Source organism: Mycobacterium sp. P4_H6 (assembly GCF_056400845.1).
The window spans coordinates 1-18,266 of sequence record NZ_JBFUKN010000032.1 but is presented as its reverse complement, the minus strand read 5'-3'; the positions used below and the strand labels follow the sequence as shown (position 1 = coordinate 18,266).

The 18,266-nt window shown below is 64.9% G+C and carries 16 protein-coding genes; 12 read left to right on the top strand and 4 right to left on the bottom strand.

Going from position 1 to position 18,266, the window contains the following annotated elements; all coding sequences use genetic code 11:
* The first annotated feature begins 95 nt into the window (after nt 1-95).
* The 7 genes from AC1DTF_RS15315 to AC1DTF_RS15285 all read left to right on the top strand — a co-directional run bounded on the left by AC1DTF_RS15315 (nt 96) and on the right by AC1DTF_RS15285 (nt 9,420).
* Nucleotides 96-2,132 carry an acyltransferase family protein gene (locus AC1DTF_RS15315; RefSeq protein WP_477474691.1) on the top strand — a complete coding sequence of 679 codons (2,037 nt, stop codon included), beginning with the start codon at nt 96-98 and terminating at the stop codon, nt 2,130-2,132.
* A 725-nt stretch (nt 2,133-2,857) separates the two neighbouring features.
* Nucleotides 2,858-5,092, top strand: coding sequence for a TPR repeat domain-containing protein (locus AC1DTF_RS15310; RefSeq protein ID WP_477474690.1), 2,235 nt, complete (start codon nt 2,858-2,860; stop codon nt 5,090-5,092).
* Nucleotides 5,092-5,892, top strand: coding sequence for a hypothetical protein (locus AC1DTF_RS15305; RefSeq protein ID WP_477474689.1), 801 nt, complete (start codon nt 5,092-5,094; stop codon nt 5,890-5,892). Before AC1DTF_RS15310 ends, AC1DTF_RS15305 begins: the two co-directional genes overlap by 1 nt.
* 16 nt (nt 5,893-5,908) lie before the next feature.
* Nucleotides 5,909-6,745, top strand: a complete 837-nt coding sequence (locus AC1DTF_RS15300; protein WP_477474688.1) for a hypothetical protein — start codon at nt 5,909-5,911, stop codon at nt 6,743-6,745.
* 133 nt (nt 6,746-6,878) lie between these two features.
* The gene (locus tag AC1DTF_RS15295; protein ID WP_477474687.1) at nt 6,879-7,664 is read left to right on the top strand and encodes a hypothetical protein; all 786 of its coding nucleotides are present in this window, start codon (nt 6,879-6,881) and stop codon (nt 7,662-7,664) included.
* Between the two features lie 573 nt (nt 7,665-8,237).
* Nucleotides 8,238-8,516 (top strand): hypothetical protein, encoded by a 279-nt coding sequence (locus AC1DTF_RS15290; RefSeq protein ID WP_477474686.1) that lies wholly within the window; start codon nt 8,238-8,240, stop codon nt 8,514-8,516.
* A gap of 130 nt (nt 8,517-8,646) precedes the next feature.
* The gene (locus tag AC1DTF_RS15285; protein WP_477474685.1) at nt 8,647-9,420 is read left to right on the top strand and encodes an ESX-1 secretion-associated protein; all 774 of its coding nucleotides are present in this window, start codon (nt 8,647-8,649) and stop codon (nt 9,418-9,420) included.
* Here the strand turns inward: AC1DTF_RS15285 and AC1DTF_RS15280 are convergent.
* Nucleotides 9,417-11,003, bottom strand: a complete 1,587-nt coding sequence (locus tag AC1DTF_RS15280) for an ABC-F family ATP-binding cassette domain-containing protein (protein WP_477474684.1) — start codon at nt 11,001-11,003, stop codon at nt 9,417-9,419. The two genes, AC1DTF_RS15285 and AC1DTF_RS15280, sit on opposite strands and share 4 nt — an antisense overlap.
* A 109-nt stretch (nt 11,004-11,112) precedes the next feature.
* On the bottom strand, nt 11,113-12,180 hold the full coding sequence (gene dapE / locus AC1DTF_RS15275) for a succinyl-diaminopimelate desuccinylase (protein ID WP_477474683.1): 1,068 nt from the start codon (nt 12,178-12,180) through the stop codon (nt 11,113-11,115).
* Between dapE and dapD the strand changes: the two genes are divergently transcribed.
* A complete protein-coding gene (dapD, locus tag AC1DTF_RS15270) occupies nt 12,179-13,159 on the top strand; it encodes a 2,3,4,5-tetrahydropyridine-2,6-dicarboxylate N-succinyltransferase (protein ID WP_477474682.1) in 981 nt (326 codons plus the stop codon). The two genes, dapE and dapD, sit on opposite strands and share 2 nt — an antisense overlap.
* A gap of 14 nt (nt 13,160-13,173) precedes the next feature.
* On the opposite strand, the gene AC1DTF_RS15265 is transcribed toward dapD, so the two are convergent.
* Together AC1DTF_RS15265 and AC1DTF_RS15260 are read right to left on the bottom strand one after the other, a co-directional pair.
* Nucleotides 13,174-13,518, bottom strand: a complete 345-nt coding sequence (locus tag AC1DTF_RS15265) for a VOC family protein (protein ID WP_057165804.1) — start codon at nt 13,516-13,518, stop codon at nt 13,174-13,176.
* A 10-nt stretch (nt 13,519-13,528) separates the two neighbouring features.
* Nucleotides 13,529-14,929: an acyl-CoA synthetase gene (locus AC1DTF_RS15260; RefSeq protein ID WP_057165803.1), complete on the bottom strand. Its 1,401-nt coding sequence runs from the start codon at nt 14,927-14,929 to the stop codon at nt 13,529-13,531.
* Nucleotides 14,930-14,952: 23 nt separating this feature from the next.
* Between AC1DTF_RS15260 and AC1DTF_RS15255 the strand changes: the two genes are divergently transcribed.
* The 4 genes from AC1DTF_RS15255 to AC1DTF_RS15240 all read left to right on the top strand — a co-directional run.
* A complete protein-coding gene (locus AC1DTF_RS15255) occupies nt 14,953-15,531 on the top strand; it encodes an NUDIX domain-containing protein (protein WP_057165802.1) in 579 nt (192 codons plus the stop codon).
* Between the two features lie 61 nt (nt 15,532-15,592).
* Nucleotides 15,593-16,354 carry a DUF5995 family protein gene (locus AC1DTF_RS15250; protein ID WP_477474681.1) on the top strand — a complete coding sequence of 254 codons (762 nt, stop codon included), beginning with the start codon at nt 15,593-15,595 and terminating at the stop codon, nt 16,352-16,354.
* Between the two features lie 147 nt (nt 16,355-16,501).
* Nucleotides 16,502-16,999 carry an Rv2253 family sensor-like surface protein gene (locus AC1DTF_RS15245; protein WP_057165800.1) on the top strand — a complete coding sequence of 166 codons (498 nt, stop codon included), beginning with the start codon at nt 16,502-16,504 and terminating at the stop codon, nt 16,997-16,999.
* A gap of 64 nt (nt 17,000-17,063) precedes the next feature.
* The coding region (locus AC1DTF_RS15240) for a nucleobase:cation symporter-2 family protein (protein WP_477474680.1) at nt 17,064-18,266 on the top strand (1,203 nt) is incomplete at its 3' end.

Here is an 18,266-nt window from a genome sequence, read left to right as displayed (position 1 = left end):
ACGTCCGTCAGTTGATTGCGATTACAAGGAGCGCAACCATCAGGGAGCAGGACGCGAGCGCGGCAGTCCGGAAGAAACGCCTCGACATTCAGGGCATGCGCGCCATCGCCGTCGTGCTGGTCGTGTTGTTCCACGCGGAGATACCGGGATTCGGCGGCGGATACGTCGGCGTCGACGTCTTCTTCGTCATATCCGGTTTCCTCATCAGCACCCACCTCCTCGAAGGACTGCGGACAAACGGCCGCATCGGCTTCGCATCGTTCTACGCCCGTCGTGCCCGCCGCCTGTTGCCGGCAGCCTTCGTCGTCATCGTCGCCACGGTGCTGGCCGCCCGACTCCTGGTCTCGCCGATCCAATTCGGCTATGTGGTCAAAGACGCCATGGCCGCGRCCTTCTACATCCCCAATCTCTGGTTCGCCTACAACGCGACGGACTACCTCGCGGAGAAGACCCCGTCGCTGTTCCTGCACTACTGGTCCCTGGGCGTCGAGGAACAGTTCTATCTGCTGTGGCCGTTGCTGCTGGCGATCTTGTTCCGATTCTTCAAGGCGCGCTGGACGATGGCGGTCGCCATGTCGGCGATCATCGCGGTGTCCTTCGCGGTCTGTCAGTACTCCACGACCTACACGCAACCCGACGCGTTCTTCCTGCTGCCGGCCCGGGTGTGGGAGTTCGGGCTCGGCGCGCTGGTGGCCCTCGCACTGCTCGACGGACGAAAGCTGTTCTCGCCGCGCATCGCTGCCGCGCTGGGGTGGGCCGGCCTGGCGGCGATCATCGGTGCCGGCATGGTCTTCACCACCAAGACCGTCTATCCCGGTGCGGCGGTGGCCATCCCCGTGCTGGGCGCCGCCCTGCTGATCGCCGCGGGCACCGCGCCGGGCGGCCCGGCCGGAATGCTGAGCGTGCGGCCGGCCACCTGGATCGGCGATATCTCCTACTCCCTGTACCTCGTGCACTGGCCGGTGTTGATGCTGCCGGTCGCTGCCGGCGCTTATATGGAACACCTGCCGATGTGGGCGCGCATCGCGCTCGCGCTGGCCTGTGTGCCAATGGCGTGGCTGGTCTACACCTACGTCGAGATTCCCGGTCAGCGACTGAGGTGGCTCACGACGGCGCGGCCACGCCGCACCTTCGGTGTGGCAGTGGGCGCCATGACGACGGTCGTGGTGACGGCCCTGACGGCCGGCCTGGTGGTCCAGTCCCGGCTGGACAACGGTCAGCCTGCCGAGCCGATCGTGCTCAGTGCGAGCCCCGCGGGCACCGGGTACGTGCCGACGAATCTGATCCCGACGCTGGCCGAGGCGGACAACGACCAGCCGGTCGTCTACGACAACGGCTGCCACCGCAATCTCAGTCAGACCGAGCTCGCGGACTGCGTCATCGGTTCCAACCCTGCCGCTCCACGGGTGGTGCTGTTCGGGGATTCACATGCCGCGCAGTGGTATCCGGCGCTGCGGCCGCTGGCCGAGAGCGGCGAGGTGCGCCTGGAGTCGCATACCAAGAGCAGTTGCCCGGCCGCGCCGCCGTCGAATATTGCCTCGACCAGTTGCCCGACGTGGATCGAGAATGTGGCGAGCAAGCTCGCCGCAGATCCGCCGGCGCTGGTGATCATGGGCAACTTCGGGAAGTTGTACTTCCCCGGCGAAGAGAATCGCGGACAGCTCTGGCGCGAAGCGCTGACCGCGGCGGTCGAGCGCCTGCCCACCCAGTCGCATCTGGTCCTGCTGGCCGACACCCCGTCCACCGGAACCACACCGTCGATCTGTCTGTCCCGCTTCATCGATGACGCCGACTACTGCGCGCTCGACAGAACCGAGGCACTGGATTCCGAGTTACGGGCCGTCGAGCGGTCCGTCGCCGAGCAGTACGACAACGTCTCCTACCTCGATTTCACCGAACTGTTCTGCAATGCCACCAAGTGCCCCAGCGTCATTGGCGACACGCTGGTCTATCGCGATGGCAGCCACATCACGACCGAGATGAGTCGGGTGCTCTCCGGCGCGTTCATCGCGGCGGCCGAAAGCTACCTGCGCCCGCCGACGACCACGGGACCGACGCCACCCGGTCAGGACATTCTCACCATGTTCAAGGCCGCTCGACCTGCACCACTTCGGCCGGTCGGGATCAACTGAGGTAATTCGGCTCCGCGCAACGTGTCTGACTGTTCAGCCAATCCGGCGTCAGACCACAGTGAGCCACAAGTTTGCGGCCCTACTGTGAGCGTTGGCAGAAGGAGCCGGCAATGAGACGCATTGCAGTAACCGCAGCAACGATCGCCATCACGGCCGGCGTGCTCTTCACCGCGGCACCCGCCCAAGCTGACGAGCCGGACAAAACGTCGGAGACGTCGAGCACCAAGGTGATTCACCACCGTTTCCAATTGCATTATCTGGATCGCGACCCCCATATGACACCCCGCGGCATGACCCACAGCGTGCGGCACGCACACCGCCCGGGAACTTAGTCGGCAACTTTGCCCCACACTTCGGCGGCTTTGCGGTAACGTGGCGATGGCTAACACTTGGCAGAACATGCCATAAGCGCGGTCATTGCGGTCGAGGGGACGGCCCGGACGGCGCGCACGGCAGCGACGTGACCTGGGGGGTCAGRCCTTGAAGAAAATTTCCGTGACGACGGGGTTCGTCGTCACCGCCATCGGTGCGCTCGTACTCGTGACACCGTATCGGCCGAAGGACTGGGTCTCACGGCGCTATGCGTGGGATCCGAACGCGCACGAATATCACCGTCCCCGTTCGAGTTCCCGACGCTGAACCCCGCTACAAAAAAGCTGCATCGAGCGGGTCTGCCGCCGTTTTAAGATTGCTCGAGGAGCAATTCGGGGGACGGTGATGTTCAGGTGAGTGCGCTCGACGGGTTTCTGTCGACCTGGGACAAGGCGCGGGACACGTTCGGTTCGGGTGTGCCGCAGACCGGCGAGCAGTTCGATCAGAGCGCACAGTTCGAATCGCTGCAGTCGACGGTGCAGACCGCCGCGCCCGGATCGAACTGGACGGGCATCGCCGCCGACGCCTACGGCGCGGTCAACACCGAGCACGCCCGCGTCCTCGGTGAGCTCGCCAAACTGGACAGGCGGCTGGCCGCCCACGTGAACGAGTCCGCCAATGTCGTTGCCACCGGCCGGCAGAACCTGGACAACCTGCGGCAATGGGTTGTCGCCGCGGCGGCTTCGGTGCCGCCGGGCAAGAACCGCGATCAGTTGTTGATGCCGATTGTGCAGCGCGGACTCAGCGAACTCACCGGGATCGTGACGTCGTCGAACGACGAGCTCGCCCGGGTTGCCGGTGACATCACCAAGCTGGGCCCGGAATGGGATGCGCTCAAGGACCAGAAGATGGGCGGGACCGGCGAGGGCGAGGCTGAGGACGACGACGTCCAGCTGGTCAGCAATGAAGAAGAGATGACCGCGCTCCCGATCGAGGAGCAAGCCGCTCGGGATGTCGAGGACGCGCTCCAGGACGGCGATCAAGGTGCCGCCGAGCGAGTCAACAACGCCCTTGATTCGATCAGCCCGGGCACCCCGCTGAGCCCGGAGCAGAACGCCTATCTGTCACAAATGCAGAAACAGCAGAAAGACATGAGCGTCTCCGAACTCAAAGACGCCAATGAACGCCTCGGCGACAAAGGCAACATCATCGCCGACTCGTGGCAGTTGATGAGCAACGATGACGTCGAGATCACCGGTGGCGCCGAGGGGCCGGTCAAGGGATCTGCAAGCCAATTGCCCGACGAGGTGCGGTTCGCGCTGGAGAAGGCTGATTTCGCCCCCCTTGGCGAGTACGGCGAACGGCCGACATCGCTGTACTACGGCGATCGCATCACCGACATCGCCGACATCGTCAAAGACGGAGATCCGAAGTTTCAGACCGGTACAGAACTTGACCGCCAACTCATCCTCGCCGCGGACAGGGTGATGGACGCCGAACAATCCCATGGAGGGCTGGACAACGGTCGGTCAACCGCGCAGGCCTTGTTCGAGGCAGTCGACGACGACCATCAGATCGTCAATGACCACCTCATGGGCAGGAATGGCGTGGACGTCGACGATTTCCTGCACGACGTGAACACGATTGATTGGCAGGACGACGGCAAGGCTGCGGGATACCTGTTCAGCTGGACCAACGAGGACAGCTTCGGCACCCCGGAGGAGGCCGAGCGTGCCGCTGAAACCGCTGAAAGATATGCCGAGTACCTCGGTGTTCATCGCCCAGACCTGTTGGATATCGACGGCCAGACGTTGGGTCAACTGAATCCCGAACTGACCCAGCGGTATGCACACGGACTCGTGCCGTTTGTAGACGACATGGGCGGGATATCTGGGGCGGGCGGGCCATTCGAGATTGACGACAACAAGTCAAGGCAAGACGGATTGATGTCCAACGCCAAAGGCGTTTTCGCGGTCTTGAACACCGACGCAGACGCAGCGAATCTGATCAACTCGACCGCATACGACATGGCGATGAAAGAGGAGACCGCATTCGCCATGGATGCGAAGGACCCACAGTCCCAGGCCCACCTGGAAGCAGCGGCGACCATGCGCGGCTTGGTAGATGTCGGTGCCCACGAAGCATTCCAGGCATTCGAGGCGAACGGACACCAAGCCGAAGCAGATGAGACGCAGTGGAAGAAGAATGGGTTTGACGCCGCCGTGGCCGGCTTGGGAACCGGCGGTTCGATGATCCCCGGAGTCGGAGTAGTGGCCGGCCCGACAATTGCTCAGGTCGGTGCAGTATTCGGTCAAGAGCTGTTCGAGAATGCTCCTCCCCCGGTAGATCGACCTCTTCCGCAGATGGCGGAGACCAGGGCGAGCACCGTCCTGCTGGAGTCGATGCTCGCGACCAATCAGAACGTGTCACTTCCGGAGGGGTACGTCGACGGTAACCCTCCGCGGATAGTCCAACCCGACGGCGTCAGCGACGGCGATTTTGCCACCGCTATAAATCAAGCGATGGGTAGTTACACCGTCCTGGTGGATGGTGACGGAGCGGATGAGATCTACGCAGATCGCTACAACCTGATGATCCAAGACCCGGACATCGTGAAAACACCCAACGCAGATGAGGGTGAAGGGTGATGGCCGGCCGCTTTGCGCGATTATCGGCGATCATTGGCGCGGCCGTTTTGATCGCAAGCGTCGGGTGCGCGCCGCAGGCGCAGAAAGCCCCGGAGTCGCCGCCCGCCGGTTGGCCAGAAGCATTGAACGACTTCACCGTTGCGTGGACCGCTGGGCCAGGCATTGACCTGACTGCAAGGCCTGTTGTCGTCGCCAGGGCCTACATAGAGTCGTACTACCTTGCTGACCTATCTGATGATGAGAAGTATCTCTATCCGGGATTTGCACAGGCAGTCGATGCCAACGAACCTGACGGACCCGACGGAACAGAAGAACTCTGGCCGCCTTTCGATGGGCCCGACACGTGGGTCGGCACCTTTCGGCAACACATCGTCCGAAYAGAGAAGTCGGACCAAAACGTCGCGATATACGGATGCCTCTACACGTACGACAGCGGCGTACTCATCGGCGATAAGTTCAAGGCGGCCACCGAAAGTGGCGAGTATGGCGGCATCAACGCTTTTCGAGTCGAGCTGAAAGCTCCTACCATTGAGGAAAAGCTTCCCCCCCAGGAGGGACCCTCGCGGGCGCCGTTCACAAATGTCTTTGGTGAATGGCGCGTGACCAACCACCAGGGTGGCTATGTCCTCACGGCGGAGTGGCCCGATAACTTTCGCGACAAGCAACAGTGTCTAAAGCACGCCCCAAATGCACCAGAAGATCGCCAATTCTTCCCTGCGCGGACATATAAGCGATCCGACTTCCCGGTACTGCCTGCGACTCCTGGTTGGCCGGCCGAAGCGGCCCCAGCGACGAAGTAGAGATCGGCAAGGAGCAATGAATCGCCTCGCTGTTCAACTCGCACCGATCGCTCGCCGCCGTGTGAGATCGTTCGGAAGCATCGTCGCAGCAGCGCTGTTCATGGTGACGGGGTGCACACCGCAGCAGACGGCCGAGACCCCCGAGTCACCACCCGCCGGATGGCCAGAAGCCTTGAGCGACTTCAGCATGACGTGGACCGGCGAACCGGGTATTGATCTGACCACGGGCCCGGCAGTCGTCGTGCGGGCCTACATCGAGTCGTTCTACCTGGCGCATGTCACCGACGATGCGAAGTACCTGTACCCAGGCTTCGCGCAGTCAGTCGAGGTCAACAACCCCGATGGTCCTGAAGGCACGGAGGAACTCTGGCCGTTGACCGATCAACCTCGCACGTGGATAGGCACCCTACGGCAGCACATTCTCCGAGTCGAACAGTCGGAGCAGAACGTGGTTGCCTTCGGATGTATGTACACGTACGAAAGCGCGATCGTGCAAGGTGACGAGATCAGGAAGAACACCGAACCAGGTCCCTACGGCGGAATAAGCGCGTTCCGCGTCGGACTGAAAGCACCGAACACCGGCGACACTCAGGACTCCCAGTCGGGACCGTCGCGCGCGCCGTCAACGAATGTGTTCGGCGAATGGCGCGTGACCAACCATCAAGGTGGCTACTTACTCACATCCGAATGGCCAGATAGAGGACAAGACATAGACGAGTGTCGGGCTCGTGCTGGCGGGACGACCGCGAGCCGACAAACTGTCCCTGAGCGGGCATACACGAAGTCAGATTTCCCAGCGTTGCCACCAACTCCCGGTTGGCCGCCCGATCCCGACAACGGCGGTGGAGGTTGAGACCCCACGTTGCCGGCCATTCCCGGCTGGCCGGCCAAGGCCGCACCAGCGACGGAGTAGCAGTGGGCGGCTACCAATGGACATGAACCGGCTCGCTGCTCAATGCTTGATGACCGCGCCCCGACGTGCGCGGTTGTTCGGAAGCATCGTCGCAGCAGCGCTGTTCATGGTGACGGGGTGCACACCGCAGCAGACGGCCGAGACCCCCGAGTCACCACCCGCCGGATGGCCAGAAGCCTTGAGCGACTTCAGCATGACGTGGACCGGCGAACCGGGTATCGATCTGACCACGGGCCCGGCAGTCGTCGTGCGGGCATATGTGGAGTCCTACTATCTCGCTTATCTCACCGATGACGAGAAGTACCTGTATCCGGGGTTTGCGCAATCAGTCGATGCCAATAACCCCGACGGGCCGGATGGGACTGAAGGCCTTTGGCCGCTCCGCGATGGGCGACCTCGCGCGTGGGTTGGCACCTTCCACCAACACATTCTCCGAGTCGACCAGTCCAATCAGGGCGCCACGATTTACGGATGCCTCTACACGTACGACAGCGGCGTGCTCGTCGGCGACAAGTTCAAGGCGGCGACCGAACCTGGACCATACGGCGGCTTCAGCCCTTTTCGGATCGGGCTGAAGGGGCCTGGAAATGGCGAACCTGCAGCGCCACAACAAGGACCGTCACGCGCACCGTTCACAAACGTCTTCGGAGGATGGCGCGTGACCAACCACCAGGGTGGCTACGTCCTCACGGCAGAGTGGCCTGACAGGGGAAAAGAAATCGAGCAATGCCGAGCCCAGGCCGCCACGTCGCCCGAGAGCCGCCAATTCTTCCCTGCGCGGACATATAAGCGATCCGACTTCCCGGTACTGCCTGCGACTCCCGGTTGGCCGGCCGATGTCGGTACTGCGACAAGCTAGTTCCGGTGCGATGCCTGAACACCTCGGGCGCCAGAGTCCGCGGCCGGCCATCCCGGCCGGCCGCTGTGATCCGACCAGATGAAACCGGGTGCAGGCTCACTTTCAGCGAACCCTGCGCCACTCCCCAGCCGGATGCCAGTTCGGGGTCCTAACGTGACCCTTGCCGAAGGAGTCAGCGATGACGCCTCGCCGGCACGGCACACAGCTTTGCCATCGCAGCCACCATGCCGTTCACCGCAACGCCAGCCCGGACGGACGAACCGGACTCCGCATCGACGGGTCCGGGTACCGGGATGGTTCCCCACCGATTCGAGCTGCACAGCCTCGACCGTGACACGTCGTCGTTAGCTAATCTCGCTCCCCAGCCAAGGTGACCGATCAAGATCGGTCTCGCACCGACATTCTCGCGTCATGACCATTGCCATAACCGGGCAATCATTCGGAACATGCAGATTGCGACAGTTGAATGTGCAATCACCGCATACGCGAAATGTCGTTACCTCAGCTAGAGGAAAAGCCCGAGATGTAGGCGTAAAATAAAACTTGGCTAACTATTGACAGTTGGAGCCAAAAATGAAAAACATCATCATTGGTGCTATCGCCGCGGCAATCACCGCCGGCACGCTCATCGCCGCACCACCAGCCCTGGCCGAACCCCAGGATCCCACCGAGGATCCAACCCAGGAAGTCACGGATGATGGTCCGTTCGGCGGGCCGTTTGAGTTTCCGGTCGACTTCCCGCGGCTGATGAACGACCCGACCTACGGGCCGAGGGGGCCCAGCGGCGGGGTCCGAGAGGTTCGCTCGGTCCACTCGGCCTACTCGATCCCAGCCTCGAACCCGACCGCGTAGGACTCGGCTCGCAACCCGGATGGCGTTGCCACCCGGGCCGCAGTCTAATGCCCGCACCCGCACGAAAACTCCCGCCCAACACGCCCCCGCGTCGGCCATAGAATTAGCTGCGAACGACAGGGGCTGACACATGACCGATCCACTCTTCGTCCAGACCGACGGCGTGCGGAACTACTCAGAGCTGCACTCCCAGGTGGTCTCCGGACTGTCCGGGCTTACGGCTGCCGAAGGCACCGGCGTGCAGAACAGCCATGGCGCCATCGCCTCGGCCGTGAGCGGCGCGCTGAGCAATGTCCTCGGCGGACGCGGCAGCACCCTGGGCGTCACCTCGACATCGGCCTCCACCATTGCCGATCTGCTGCAGAAAGCAGCCAGCGCGTACGCCGCGGGCGACGAGGAAGGCGCCTCGCGCCTGCAGGCCGCCGCCGATGCATTGGAAGGCAAGGGCGAGCCCGGCGGCAGCGGCGGCGCCCCTGGAACATCCGGCGCGGGCAGTCCGGCCGCGGCTGGCGGCGACATGATGGGTCAGATGGGCCAGATCATGGGTCAGGTCGGCCAGCAGGTCGGCCAACTCGCCCAGTCCGTCACCGCGCCGCTGCAAGGGCTGGCTCAAGGCCTGCAACAAGGCGCACAGYAGGTGATGCAGGGCGTTGCGCAAGCCACCCAACAGGCTTCACAGCAGGCCGCCCAGGCAGCCCAGGCCGCGAAGCTCAAAGAGGGTGAGAAGTCCGAAGAGGAACGCGACGCGGAGCGTGAGCGCGAAGACCAGGCCGGCAAGCGCGAAAAGTCCGAACCCGCCCCGGCCCACGAGGCGCAGGCCGGCCCGAGCTCCCCGTCGGGTCGCGCGCCCGTCGAGGCTCCCCAGCCGGCCCGTCCCGCACCGACCCGTCCCCAGATCGATTAAGTCGCCACCAACACCCCGTCGGCCAGCAGCAGCCTGCGCTGGACACCGATGTTGGCCAGGAAGCTCTCATCGTGGCTCACCACGACGAACGCTCCCCGATAGGCGTTCAGCGCCGACTCCAGCTGAGCGACGCTGGCCAGATCGAGGTTGTTCGTCGGTTCGTCCAGCAGCAGCAATTGCGGCGCCGGCTCGGCGAACAGCACGCACGCCAACGTCGCGCGCAACCGCTCCCCACCGGAGAGCGCACCGATCGGCAGATCGATACGGTCGCCCCGGAACAGGAACTGCGCCAACAGATGCCGCCGACGGGTCACCGACATCGCCGGGGCGTAGGCCGCCAGGCAATCGGCCACCGACGCCTGCTCCTCGAGCAGATCCAGCCGCTGCGACAGATACGCGATGCGACCGTCACCGCGCTGCAGCTCCCCCGTGTCGGGCGGCAGGTCACCGGAGATGATCCGGAGCAACGTCGACTTTCCCACGCCATTACCGCCGGTCAGCGCGATGCGTTCCGGCCCGCGGATATCGATATCGAGTCCCGCGAAAGTCCTTGACGCCAAATCGGTTCCGCTGAACATCACGCGGCCGGTAGGAACCTCGGTGTCGGGCAGATCCAGGGCCAGCACATCGTCATCGCGCAACGCGCGCTCGGCGTCATCGAGTCGGTCCCGGGCGTCGCTGACCCGCCGGGCGTGCATATCGTCGGCCTTGGCCGCCGACTGCTGAGCGTCCCGTTTCAGTTTGCCGGCAACAATTTTCGGCAGGCCCGCGTCCTTGAGATTGCGTTTCGCGGTCGACGATCGCTTATCGGCTCGCTCGCGCGCCTGCTGCATCTGCTGCTTGTGCCGTTTGAGTTCCTGCTCGGCATTGCGGATATTGCTTTCGGCAACATCCTGGGCAGCCTGCACCGCCGCCTGGTAATCGCTGAATCCGCCGCCGTAGAACGAGACCTCACCGGCACGCAACTCGGCGATCGAGTCCATCCGGTCCAACAGCACCCGGTCGTGACTGACCACCAGCAGGCAACCGCCGAAATCTTCCAAGGCGTCGTAAAGCCGTTGGCGGGCATCGATATCCAGATTGTTGGTGGGCTCGTCGAGCAACAGGACATCGGGTCGGCGCAGGAGTTGAGCCGTCAGCCCCAACGACACCACCTGACCACCCGACAACGTGGACAACGGGCGGTCCAACCCCAGGTCCAGTCCGAGCCGATCCAGCTCGGCGCGCGAACGTTCCTGGATATCCCAGTCGTCACCGATGGCGGCGAACACGGCCTCGCCGGCATCACCGGCGGCCAGCGCGTCCAGCGCGGCGACCACCGGCGTCACCCCGAGCACGTCGGACACGGTGTGCTCGGCCAGGAACGGCAGGTTCTGCGGTAGATATCCCAGTATTCCGTCGACCACCACGGCGCCGGCCGACGGCGTGAGTTCACCGGCGATCAGGCGCAGCAACGTGCTCTTACCGGCGCCGTTGGGCGCCACCAGCCCGAACCGGCCGCGTCCGAACGAGCAGGACAGATCCGTGAACACCGGTGTGTCATCGGGCCAGTGGAACGACAGATGGGAACAGACAATAGACATGCGGGAACTCCAAAAGGAGAGAGAGGTTTTACGGACGACAGGTGAGATCTCGGGAACTACCCGGAGATGTCGTCGATTCCCAGCACGTGAACCATGCTACCGAATCGGGTCAAGCGATTAAGTACGCCCGCAGCGTCTCGGTGGTGGCGGTGATCGCCGCGATGTCGACATGCTCGTCGACCTTGTGCGCCAGGTTCGGATCCCCGGGACCGTAGTTGACCGCGGCAATGCCCAGCGCGGCGAACCGTGACACATCGGTCCAGCCGTATTTGGCGCGCACCTGTCCGCCGGCCGCGGCCACCAGCGCTGCGGCCGCGGGGTTGGCCAGCCCGGGCAGCGCGCCGGCGGCGGAATCGGTGACCTGCAGCGACACGTCCAGACCCTCGAGCACCTCGTGCACGTGCGCGATCGCCTGCTCGACGCTGCGGTCGGGAGCGAATCGGAAGTTGACGGTCACCGTCGCCGCATCCGGGATGACGTTGCCCGCGACACCGCCATCGATGCGCACCGCGGAAAGTCCCTCGCGGTACACACAGCCGTCGATGTCCACGCTGCGGGCCTCGTACCGCGACAGCCGGTCGAGTACGGCACCGAGTTTGTGAATGGCGTTGTCGCCCAGCCAGGATCGTGCCGAGTGCGCCCGTGTTCCGGCTGCGCTCGCAACGATCCGGATGGTGCCCTGGCAGCCGGCCTCGATGAACCCGCCGGAGGGCTCACCGAGGATCGCGACGTCGGCGGTCAGCCAGTCCGGGAGCTCGCGCTCGATGCGGCCCAGTCCGTTGGCGCTGGACTCGATCTCCTCGCAGTCGTACATGACCAGGGTGAGGTCGTGGGCGGGCTCGGCGATGGTGGCGGCCAGGTGCAGGAACACCGCATCGCCAGACTTCATGTCCGAGGTGCCACAGCCGTACATCCGGCCGTCTTCGACGCGGCTGGGCAGGTTGTCGGCGGCCGGCACGGTGTCGGTGTGCCCGGCCAGCAGCACCCGTGACGAACGGCCCAGATTGGTGCGGGCCAGCACGGCGTCACCATTACGGATGACCTCGAAGTGCGGCGCCTGCTCACGCAGCGCCACCTCGATCTCGTCGGCGATGCGCCGCTCGTGGCGCGACTCGCTGGGGATGTCCACCAGCGCGGCGGTCAGTGCGATCGGATCGGCGCGCAGGTCTAGCCCCATGGGCACTGAGGTTAGTCCAGTAGCGTGTAGCCCCGTGACTGCTGCATCTGGCTTCGGCCTGGCCACCATCGCCGCCGAAGGAACCGTCCTGGATACCTGGTTTCCCGCTCCTGAGCTGACTGGCGACGGATCCACGGGCACCACGCGGCTGTCGGTCGCCGAGCTGACCGACAACCTGGCCGATCTGACCGGCCCGGACACCGACCGTGATGTCGAGGTCGTCGCGGTGCGCACCACCATCGCCTCGCTGGATGACAAGCCCGCCGACACGTTCGATGCCTACCTGCGGCTGCATCTGCTTTCCCACCGCCTGATCAAGCCGCACGAGGCCAATCTCGACGGCATTTTCGGGCTGCTGGCCAACGTGGTGTGGACGAACTTCGGGCCGGCCGCGGTCGAGGGCTTCGAGCTGGTGCGTGCCAAGCTGCGTCGCCGCGGGGCGGTCACGGTGTACGGCATCGACAAGTTTCCCCGGATGGTCGACTACGTGACTCCGACCGGGGTGCGCATCGCCGACGCCGACCGGGTGCGTCTGGGCGCGCACCTGGCATCCGGCACCACCGTCATGCACGAGGGTTTCGTGAACTTCAACGCCGGCACCCTGGGCAACTCCATGGTGGAGGGCCGCATCTCGGCGGGCGTGGTGGTCGACGACGGCTCCGACATCGGCGGCGGCGCCTCCATCATGGGCACCCTGTCCGGTGGCGGCAAAGAAGTCATCAAGGTGGGCAAACGTTGCCTGCTGGGCGCGAACGCCGGGCTGGGCATCTCGCTGGGCGACGACTGCGTCATCGAAGCCGGGCTTTATGTCACAGGCGGCACCAAGGTGACCACCGCGGACGGTCAGACCGTCAAGGCCAAGGAACTCTCGGGTTCGAGCAACCTGTTGTTCCGCCGCAACTCACTGTCCGGTGCGGTCGAGGTCGTCAAACGCGACGGCACCGGCATCACCCTGAATGAGGCGCTGCACGCCAACTAGCTTGCTCCGAGCGGTTATTCGGCGGCGAGGATGCAGAACTCGTTGCCCTCCGGATCGGCCAGCACCACCCAGGTCTGCTCGCCCTGACCGATGTCCACTCGGCGCGCGCCGAGTGCGAGCACCCGGTCGACCTCGGCCTGCTGGTCCTCGGGCGTGAAGTCCAGGTGCAGACGGTTCTTGACCACCTTGTCCTCGGGCACCCCGAGGAACAACAACTCGGCCCCGTGCCCCGGCGGGGGTGTCAGAAAAGCGTCACCGTCGGAGTCGACGCGCAACGGCCAGCCCAGGACCTCGCTCCACCACGCCCCCAGCGCCGCCGGGTCGCGTGCGTCGACGGCAATCTGGCTGAGCCTCAGCATGGGCGCCGCCTCATTTCGCCAGTTCCTTCTTGAGCACCTTGCCCATCGCATTGCGTGGCAAACTGTCCACCTTGCGCACCTCCCTGGGCCTCTTGTGTACCGAAAGCTGTTCGGCGACAAAGTGGATGAGTTCATCCGGGTCCGCGTCGCCGACGACRAAAGCCACGATCCGCTGCCCCAGATCGTCATCGGGCACTCCGACCACGGCCACCTCGTCGACACCCGGATACCCCAGCAGAACGGTTTCAATCTCCCCGGCGCCGATCCGGAATCCGCCCGATTTGATCAGGTCGACCGATTCGCGCCCGACGATACGGTGCATTCCTTCGGCGTCGATCACCGCGACATCACCTGTGCGGTACCAGCCTTCGGCGTCGAAGGCCTCAGCCGTGGCATCAGGCCGATTGAGGTACCCGCTGAAGTTGGTGGGGCTCTTCACCTGGAGTTGTCCGATCGATTCGCCGTCGTGCGGCACGGGCTGACCTTCGTCATCGACCAACCGGGTCTGCACCCCGGCCACCGGTAGGCCCACCCAGCCAGGCCGGCGTTCGCCGTCGACCCGGGTGCTGATGGTGATCAGCGATTCGGTGCTGCCGTATCGCTCGACCGGCGCATGTCCGGTCAGCTTCACCAGATCCTCGAACACCGGCGTCGGCAGCGCCGCGCTGCCCGACACCAGCAGCCGTGCCGACGAGAGCGCCCGAGCGGACTCGGCATCGGCGGCGATGCGCGACCACACCGTGGGCACCCCGAAGTACAGCGTGCCCGCCGCTTCGGCGTAGGCCTGTGGTGTCGGTTTCCCGGTGTGTACGAACCGGTTTCCGATCCGCAGCGACCCCAGCAACCCGAGCACCAGACCGTGCACATGGAACAGCGGCAAGCCGTGCACCAGGGTGTCCGCAGCAGTCCACTCCCAGGCCTGCGCCAGCGCGTCGATATCGGCGGCGATGGCGCGCCGACTGATCGTGACGCCCTTGGGCAAACCGGTCGTGCCGGAGGTGTACATGATCATCGCCGTCGACTCGGGTCGCGGCTCGGCGTAGCGGTGCCAGGACCGGGCGTGCATCCGCACCGGGATATGCGGCAGTCCTTCGCTTTCGGCAGGTAGTTCTCCGAGCCAGGCCTGCACACCGGAATCGCTGAGCAGGTGTGCCCGTTCGGTGACCCCGACGTCTGCGGGGACCGGCACGAACGGCACCCCGGCGATCAGGCAGCCGATGACGGCCAGCACCGTCGTCGCAGTGGGTGTGGCAAGGATCGCGACCCGCTGCGCCCGCGCGACACGTTCGGCAACAGAGGTGCCCGCTCCCACCAGGTCACTGCGGCTCAGCGACACACCGTCGATACGCACCGCGTCGGCCAGGTCGTGCCCGGCGGCCACGGCGGCCGGGTCCAGCGAGGTCAGCAACACCCTGGTGAGGCTACTCTTGGCCCATGGGACCGATCGAGCGGATGTCCAGTCGTGAGGTCTACCGCAACAGCTGGATGACGGTGCGCGAGGACGCGATCCGGCGACCCGACGGCAGCCACGGCATCTACGGCGTGATAGACAAGCCCACCTACGCGCTGGTGGTCGCGCGCGACGGTGATCTCTTCCATCTCGTCGAGCAGTTCCGCTACCCGATCGGTTTGCGTCGCTGGGAGTTCCCGCAAGGTACCGCGCCCGACCGGGCCGACCTGGAGCCCCTCGAACTGGCGGCCCGCGAACTCCGCGAGGAAACGGGCCTGCGGGCGGATTCGCTGGTCCGGATCGGGCAACTGGACGTCGCGCCCGGGATGAGCAGCCAGCGCGGCTGGGTGTTCCTGGCGACCGGGTTGACCCAGGGTGAGCACGAGCGCGAGCACGAAGAGCAGGACATGCACAGTGCCTGGTTCACCGGCGCGCAGATCGAACAGATGATCCGCGACGGAGACATCACCGATGCACAGACGATCGCCGCGTGGACGATGGTGCGGTTACAGCGCGACACCCCCGCTCAGCCGCGTCGAGGAGATCCCCACCAAGACGGGTAGCCGACTACTCACACCACCACACCCGGATGTCGCCATAGTCGGCGGTATAGGGGGTGGCCAGATGCCCACGAAGGCGACGAACATCGACGATGTCCTCGACAACCTCGGGACGATCATCGCCGACACCAAGAGGCGGTCCGACCCGCTGGGATGCTTTGCCGCGCTCTACCGTCAGGTCACACTCGGTATCAAACGCGGCATCAAGGACGGCCTCTTCGATGACGGGCCCCGGATGTCGCGGTTCGATGCGCAGTTCGCCAACGCGTACTTCGCCGCGTACGAACAGTTCGGCAAGGGCAGGAAGGCCAGCCGCGCATGGCATTTCGCGTTCGAGCGAACCCTGTCCGCGGACACCATCGTCCTGCAGGACCTCCTGTTGGCGATCAATGCCCATATCAACCTCGACCTCGGCGTGGTGACCGGCACCGAGTTCGCTCGGACCAAACTGCCCAGCTTTCAGCGCGACTTCGACCGCATCAACGAGATTCTGGCGTCGGTGATCCCCATGGCCCGCGATGCCATCGAAGAGTTCTCCCCGAGACTGGCCGAACTGACCACCGTCGGCGGTTCCGATGTGGCGCTGGCCCTGGACTTCAGTGTGGAGGCGGCCCGCGACGAAGCTTGGCGGACCGCCACGGTCGTCGCGCACACGCCGCGCACCATCCGACCTCTGCTGGTCGAGACGATAGATGCCCGCACCAAGCTGCTGGGCCGCGTCGTCGCCGCGCCGCCTGAACCCATCGGGTCGGTGGTGCGTCACATCCGCCGGGCGGAAAGCACCGACGTACCGGCCATCATCACCGCACTCGACGCTCTGGTGTGATCGGTCGGCGGCGGTTCGCACATCACGGCGGACGAGCACCGTCACAATGTGGTCTCTAATTGACGCTGCTGACATGACGATCAGCGGTTTTGTCACAGCCCCCCGCTACCTTTAGGTCAGCTGATCTTTGACTGAATAGGGAAAGGGATGTTGGTCCGTCGACTGTGCACTGCGTTGGCAGCCGTCCTCGTGGCCGGCCTCGCTCCCATGCCCTCCGCCGCCGCTGTCGGCCAGGGATGGAACGGCCGCTACAACGTCGTGACCTATGCATCGCAGAAGAACGGCACCAGCGTCGCCGCCCGCCAAGCCGAAGGTGATCTGAGCGCCGTCTACACGTTCGCGACGGCCTGCGCCGGCAGTACCTGCGTCGCCACCGTGCTGGACGGTCCCGCGCCCTCGAACCCGACGATCCCGCAGCCTCAGCGCTACAAATGGACCGGCGAGAAGTGGACCTTTGCGTACAACTGGCAGTGGGAGTGCTTCCTCGGTGACAGCACTCCGCGGGTGTTCAGCCCGGCGCAGTCCTGGGTGTCCTACACACCCCAGCCCGACGGCACCCTGCAGGGCAGTTGGTACACCGACATCCTCAGCGGTCCATGCCGGGGCAATGTGCTGATGCCCGCCGCAGCATTCCCCGCCCCGTAGGGCCGTAATACACCGGTCATCTCAGGGGAAACCCCGCGAAACCTCGTTCTCCCAGGATGGCGGCATGGCTGCACCCACGCCCACGGTCCGCCCGGTCGATGAAGTTCCGCCGCTGAAACGGTTACTGCCACTTGGCATCCAGCATGTGCTGGCGATGTATGCCGGCGCGGTCGCGGTACCGCTGATCGTCGGTGGGGCGATGGTCGGCGCAGGCCAACTCGAGCAGTCCGACATCGTGCACCTGATCATGGCGGACCTGTTCGTGGCCGGGATCGCGACGATCATCCAGTCAGTTGGATTCTGGCGCTTCGGCGTTCGGTTGCCGCTCATGCAGGGTGTCACCTTCGCCGCGGTCGGCCCGATGATCACCATCGGCTCCAATCACGGCATCACCGCCATCTACGGCTCGGTGATCGCCTGCGGTCTCTTCATGATCCTGCTCGCCCCGGTGTTCGGGAAACTCATCCGATTCTTCCCACCCCTGGTGACCGGGACCATCATCCTCATCATCGGGGTCTCGCTGATGCGGGTGGCCGCCGGTTGGTTCGGCGGCGGCACCGCTGCCGGGCCGGACTTCGGCTCGCCGACGGCGATCGGTCTGGGGTTCTTCACCCTGGCCACGATCATCGTCATCGAGCGGTTCGCGCCCGAGGCGCTGCGCCGGGTGTCGATTCTGCTCGGTCTGCTCATCGGCACCGTCGTGGCGATCCCGTTCGGCCTCACCAACTGGGAACATATGGGTGACTACACCTGGATCGGATTCGTGACCCCGTTCCAGTTCGGCGCCCCGACGTTCGAGATCAGCTCGATCATCGCGCTGCTCATCGTGGGCATCGTGATCATGACCGAGACCACCGGCGATATCGTCGCGGTCGGCGAGATCGTGGACGAGAAGATCACCCCGCAGAAGCTCGCCGACGGTCTGCGCGCAGACGGCCTCGGCACCGTGATCGGCGGCATCTTCAACACGTTCCCGTACACCGCGTTCGCCCAGAACGTCGGCCTGGTCGCCATCACTGGCGTGCGGACCCGGCACGTGGCGACGGTCGCCGGGATCATCTTGATCCTGCTCGGGCTGCTGCCCAAGATGGCCGCCGTCGTCGAAGGCATCCCGCTGCCGGTGCTCGGCGGTGCCGGGGTGGCACTGTTCGGCATGGTGGCGGCCAGCGGTGTCCGGACGCTGACCAAAGTCAAGTTCACCAACACCAACGTCCTGGTGGTGGCGATCTCGGTCGGGGTCGCCATGCTGACCGAAGCCAAGCTGTAC

Bases quoted from the DNA above. Each gene is read 5' to 3' on its own strand.
- AC1DTF_RS15300 (WP_477474688.1), top strand. From the start codon at position 5,909: ATGAATCGCCTCGCTGTTCAACTCGCACCGATCGCTCGCCGCCGTGTG.
- AC1DTF_RS15290 (WP_477474686.1), top strand. From the start codon at position 8,238: ATGAAAAACATCATCATTGGTGCTATCGCCGCGGCAATCACCGCCGGC.
- AC1DTF_RS15280 (WP_477474684.1), bottom strand. From the start codon at position 11,003: ATGTCTATTGTCTGTTCCCATCTGTCGTTCCACTGGCCCGATGACACA.
- dapD (WP_477474682.1), top strand. From the start codon at position 12,179: ATGGGCACTGAGGTTAGTCCAGTAGCGTGTAGCCCCGTGACTGCTGCA.
- dapE (WP_477474683.1), bottom strand. From the start codon at position 12,180: ATGGGGCTAGACCTGCGCGCCGATCCGATCGCACTGACCGCCGCGCTG.
- AC1DTF_RS15265 (WP_057165804.1), bottom strand. From the start codon at position 13,518: ATGCTGAGGCTCAGCCAGATTGCCGTCGACGCACGCGACCCGGCGGCG.
- AC1DTF_RS15255 (WP_057165802.1), top strand. From the start codon at position 14,953: ATGGGACCGATCGAGCGGATGTCCAGTCGTGAGGTCTACCGCAACAGC.
- AC1DTF_RS15250 (WP_477474681.1), top strand. From the start codon at position 15,593: ATGCCCACGAAGGCGACGAACATCGACGATGTCCTCGACAACCTCGGG.
- AC1DTF_RS15245 (WP_057165800.1), top strand. From the start codon at position 16,502: ATGTTGGTCCGTCGACTGTGCACTGCGTTGGCAGCCGTCCTCGTGGCC.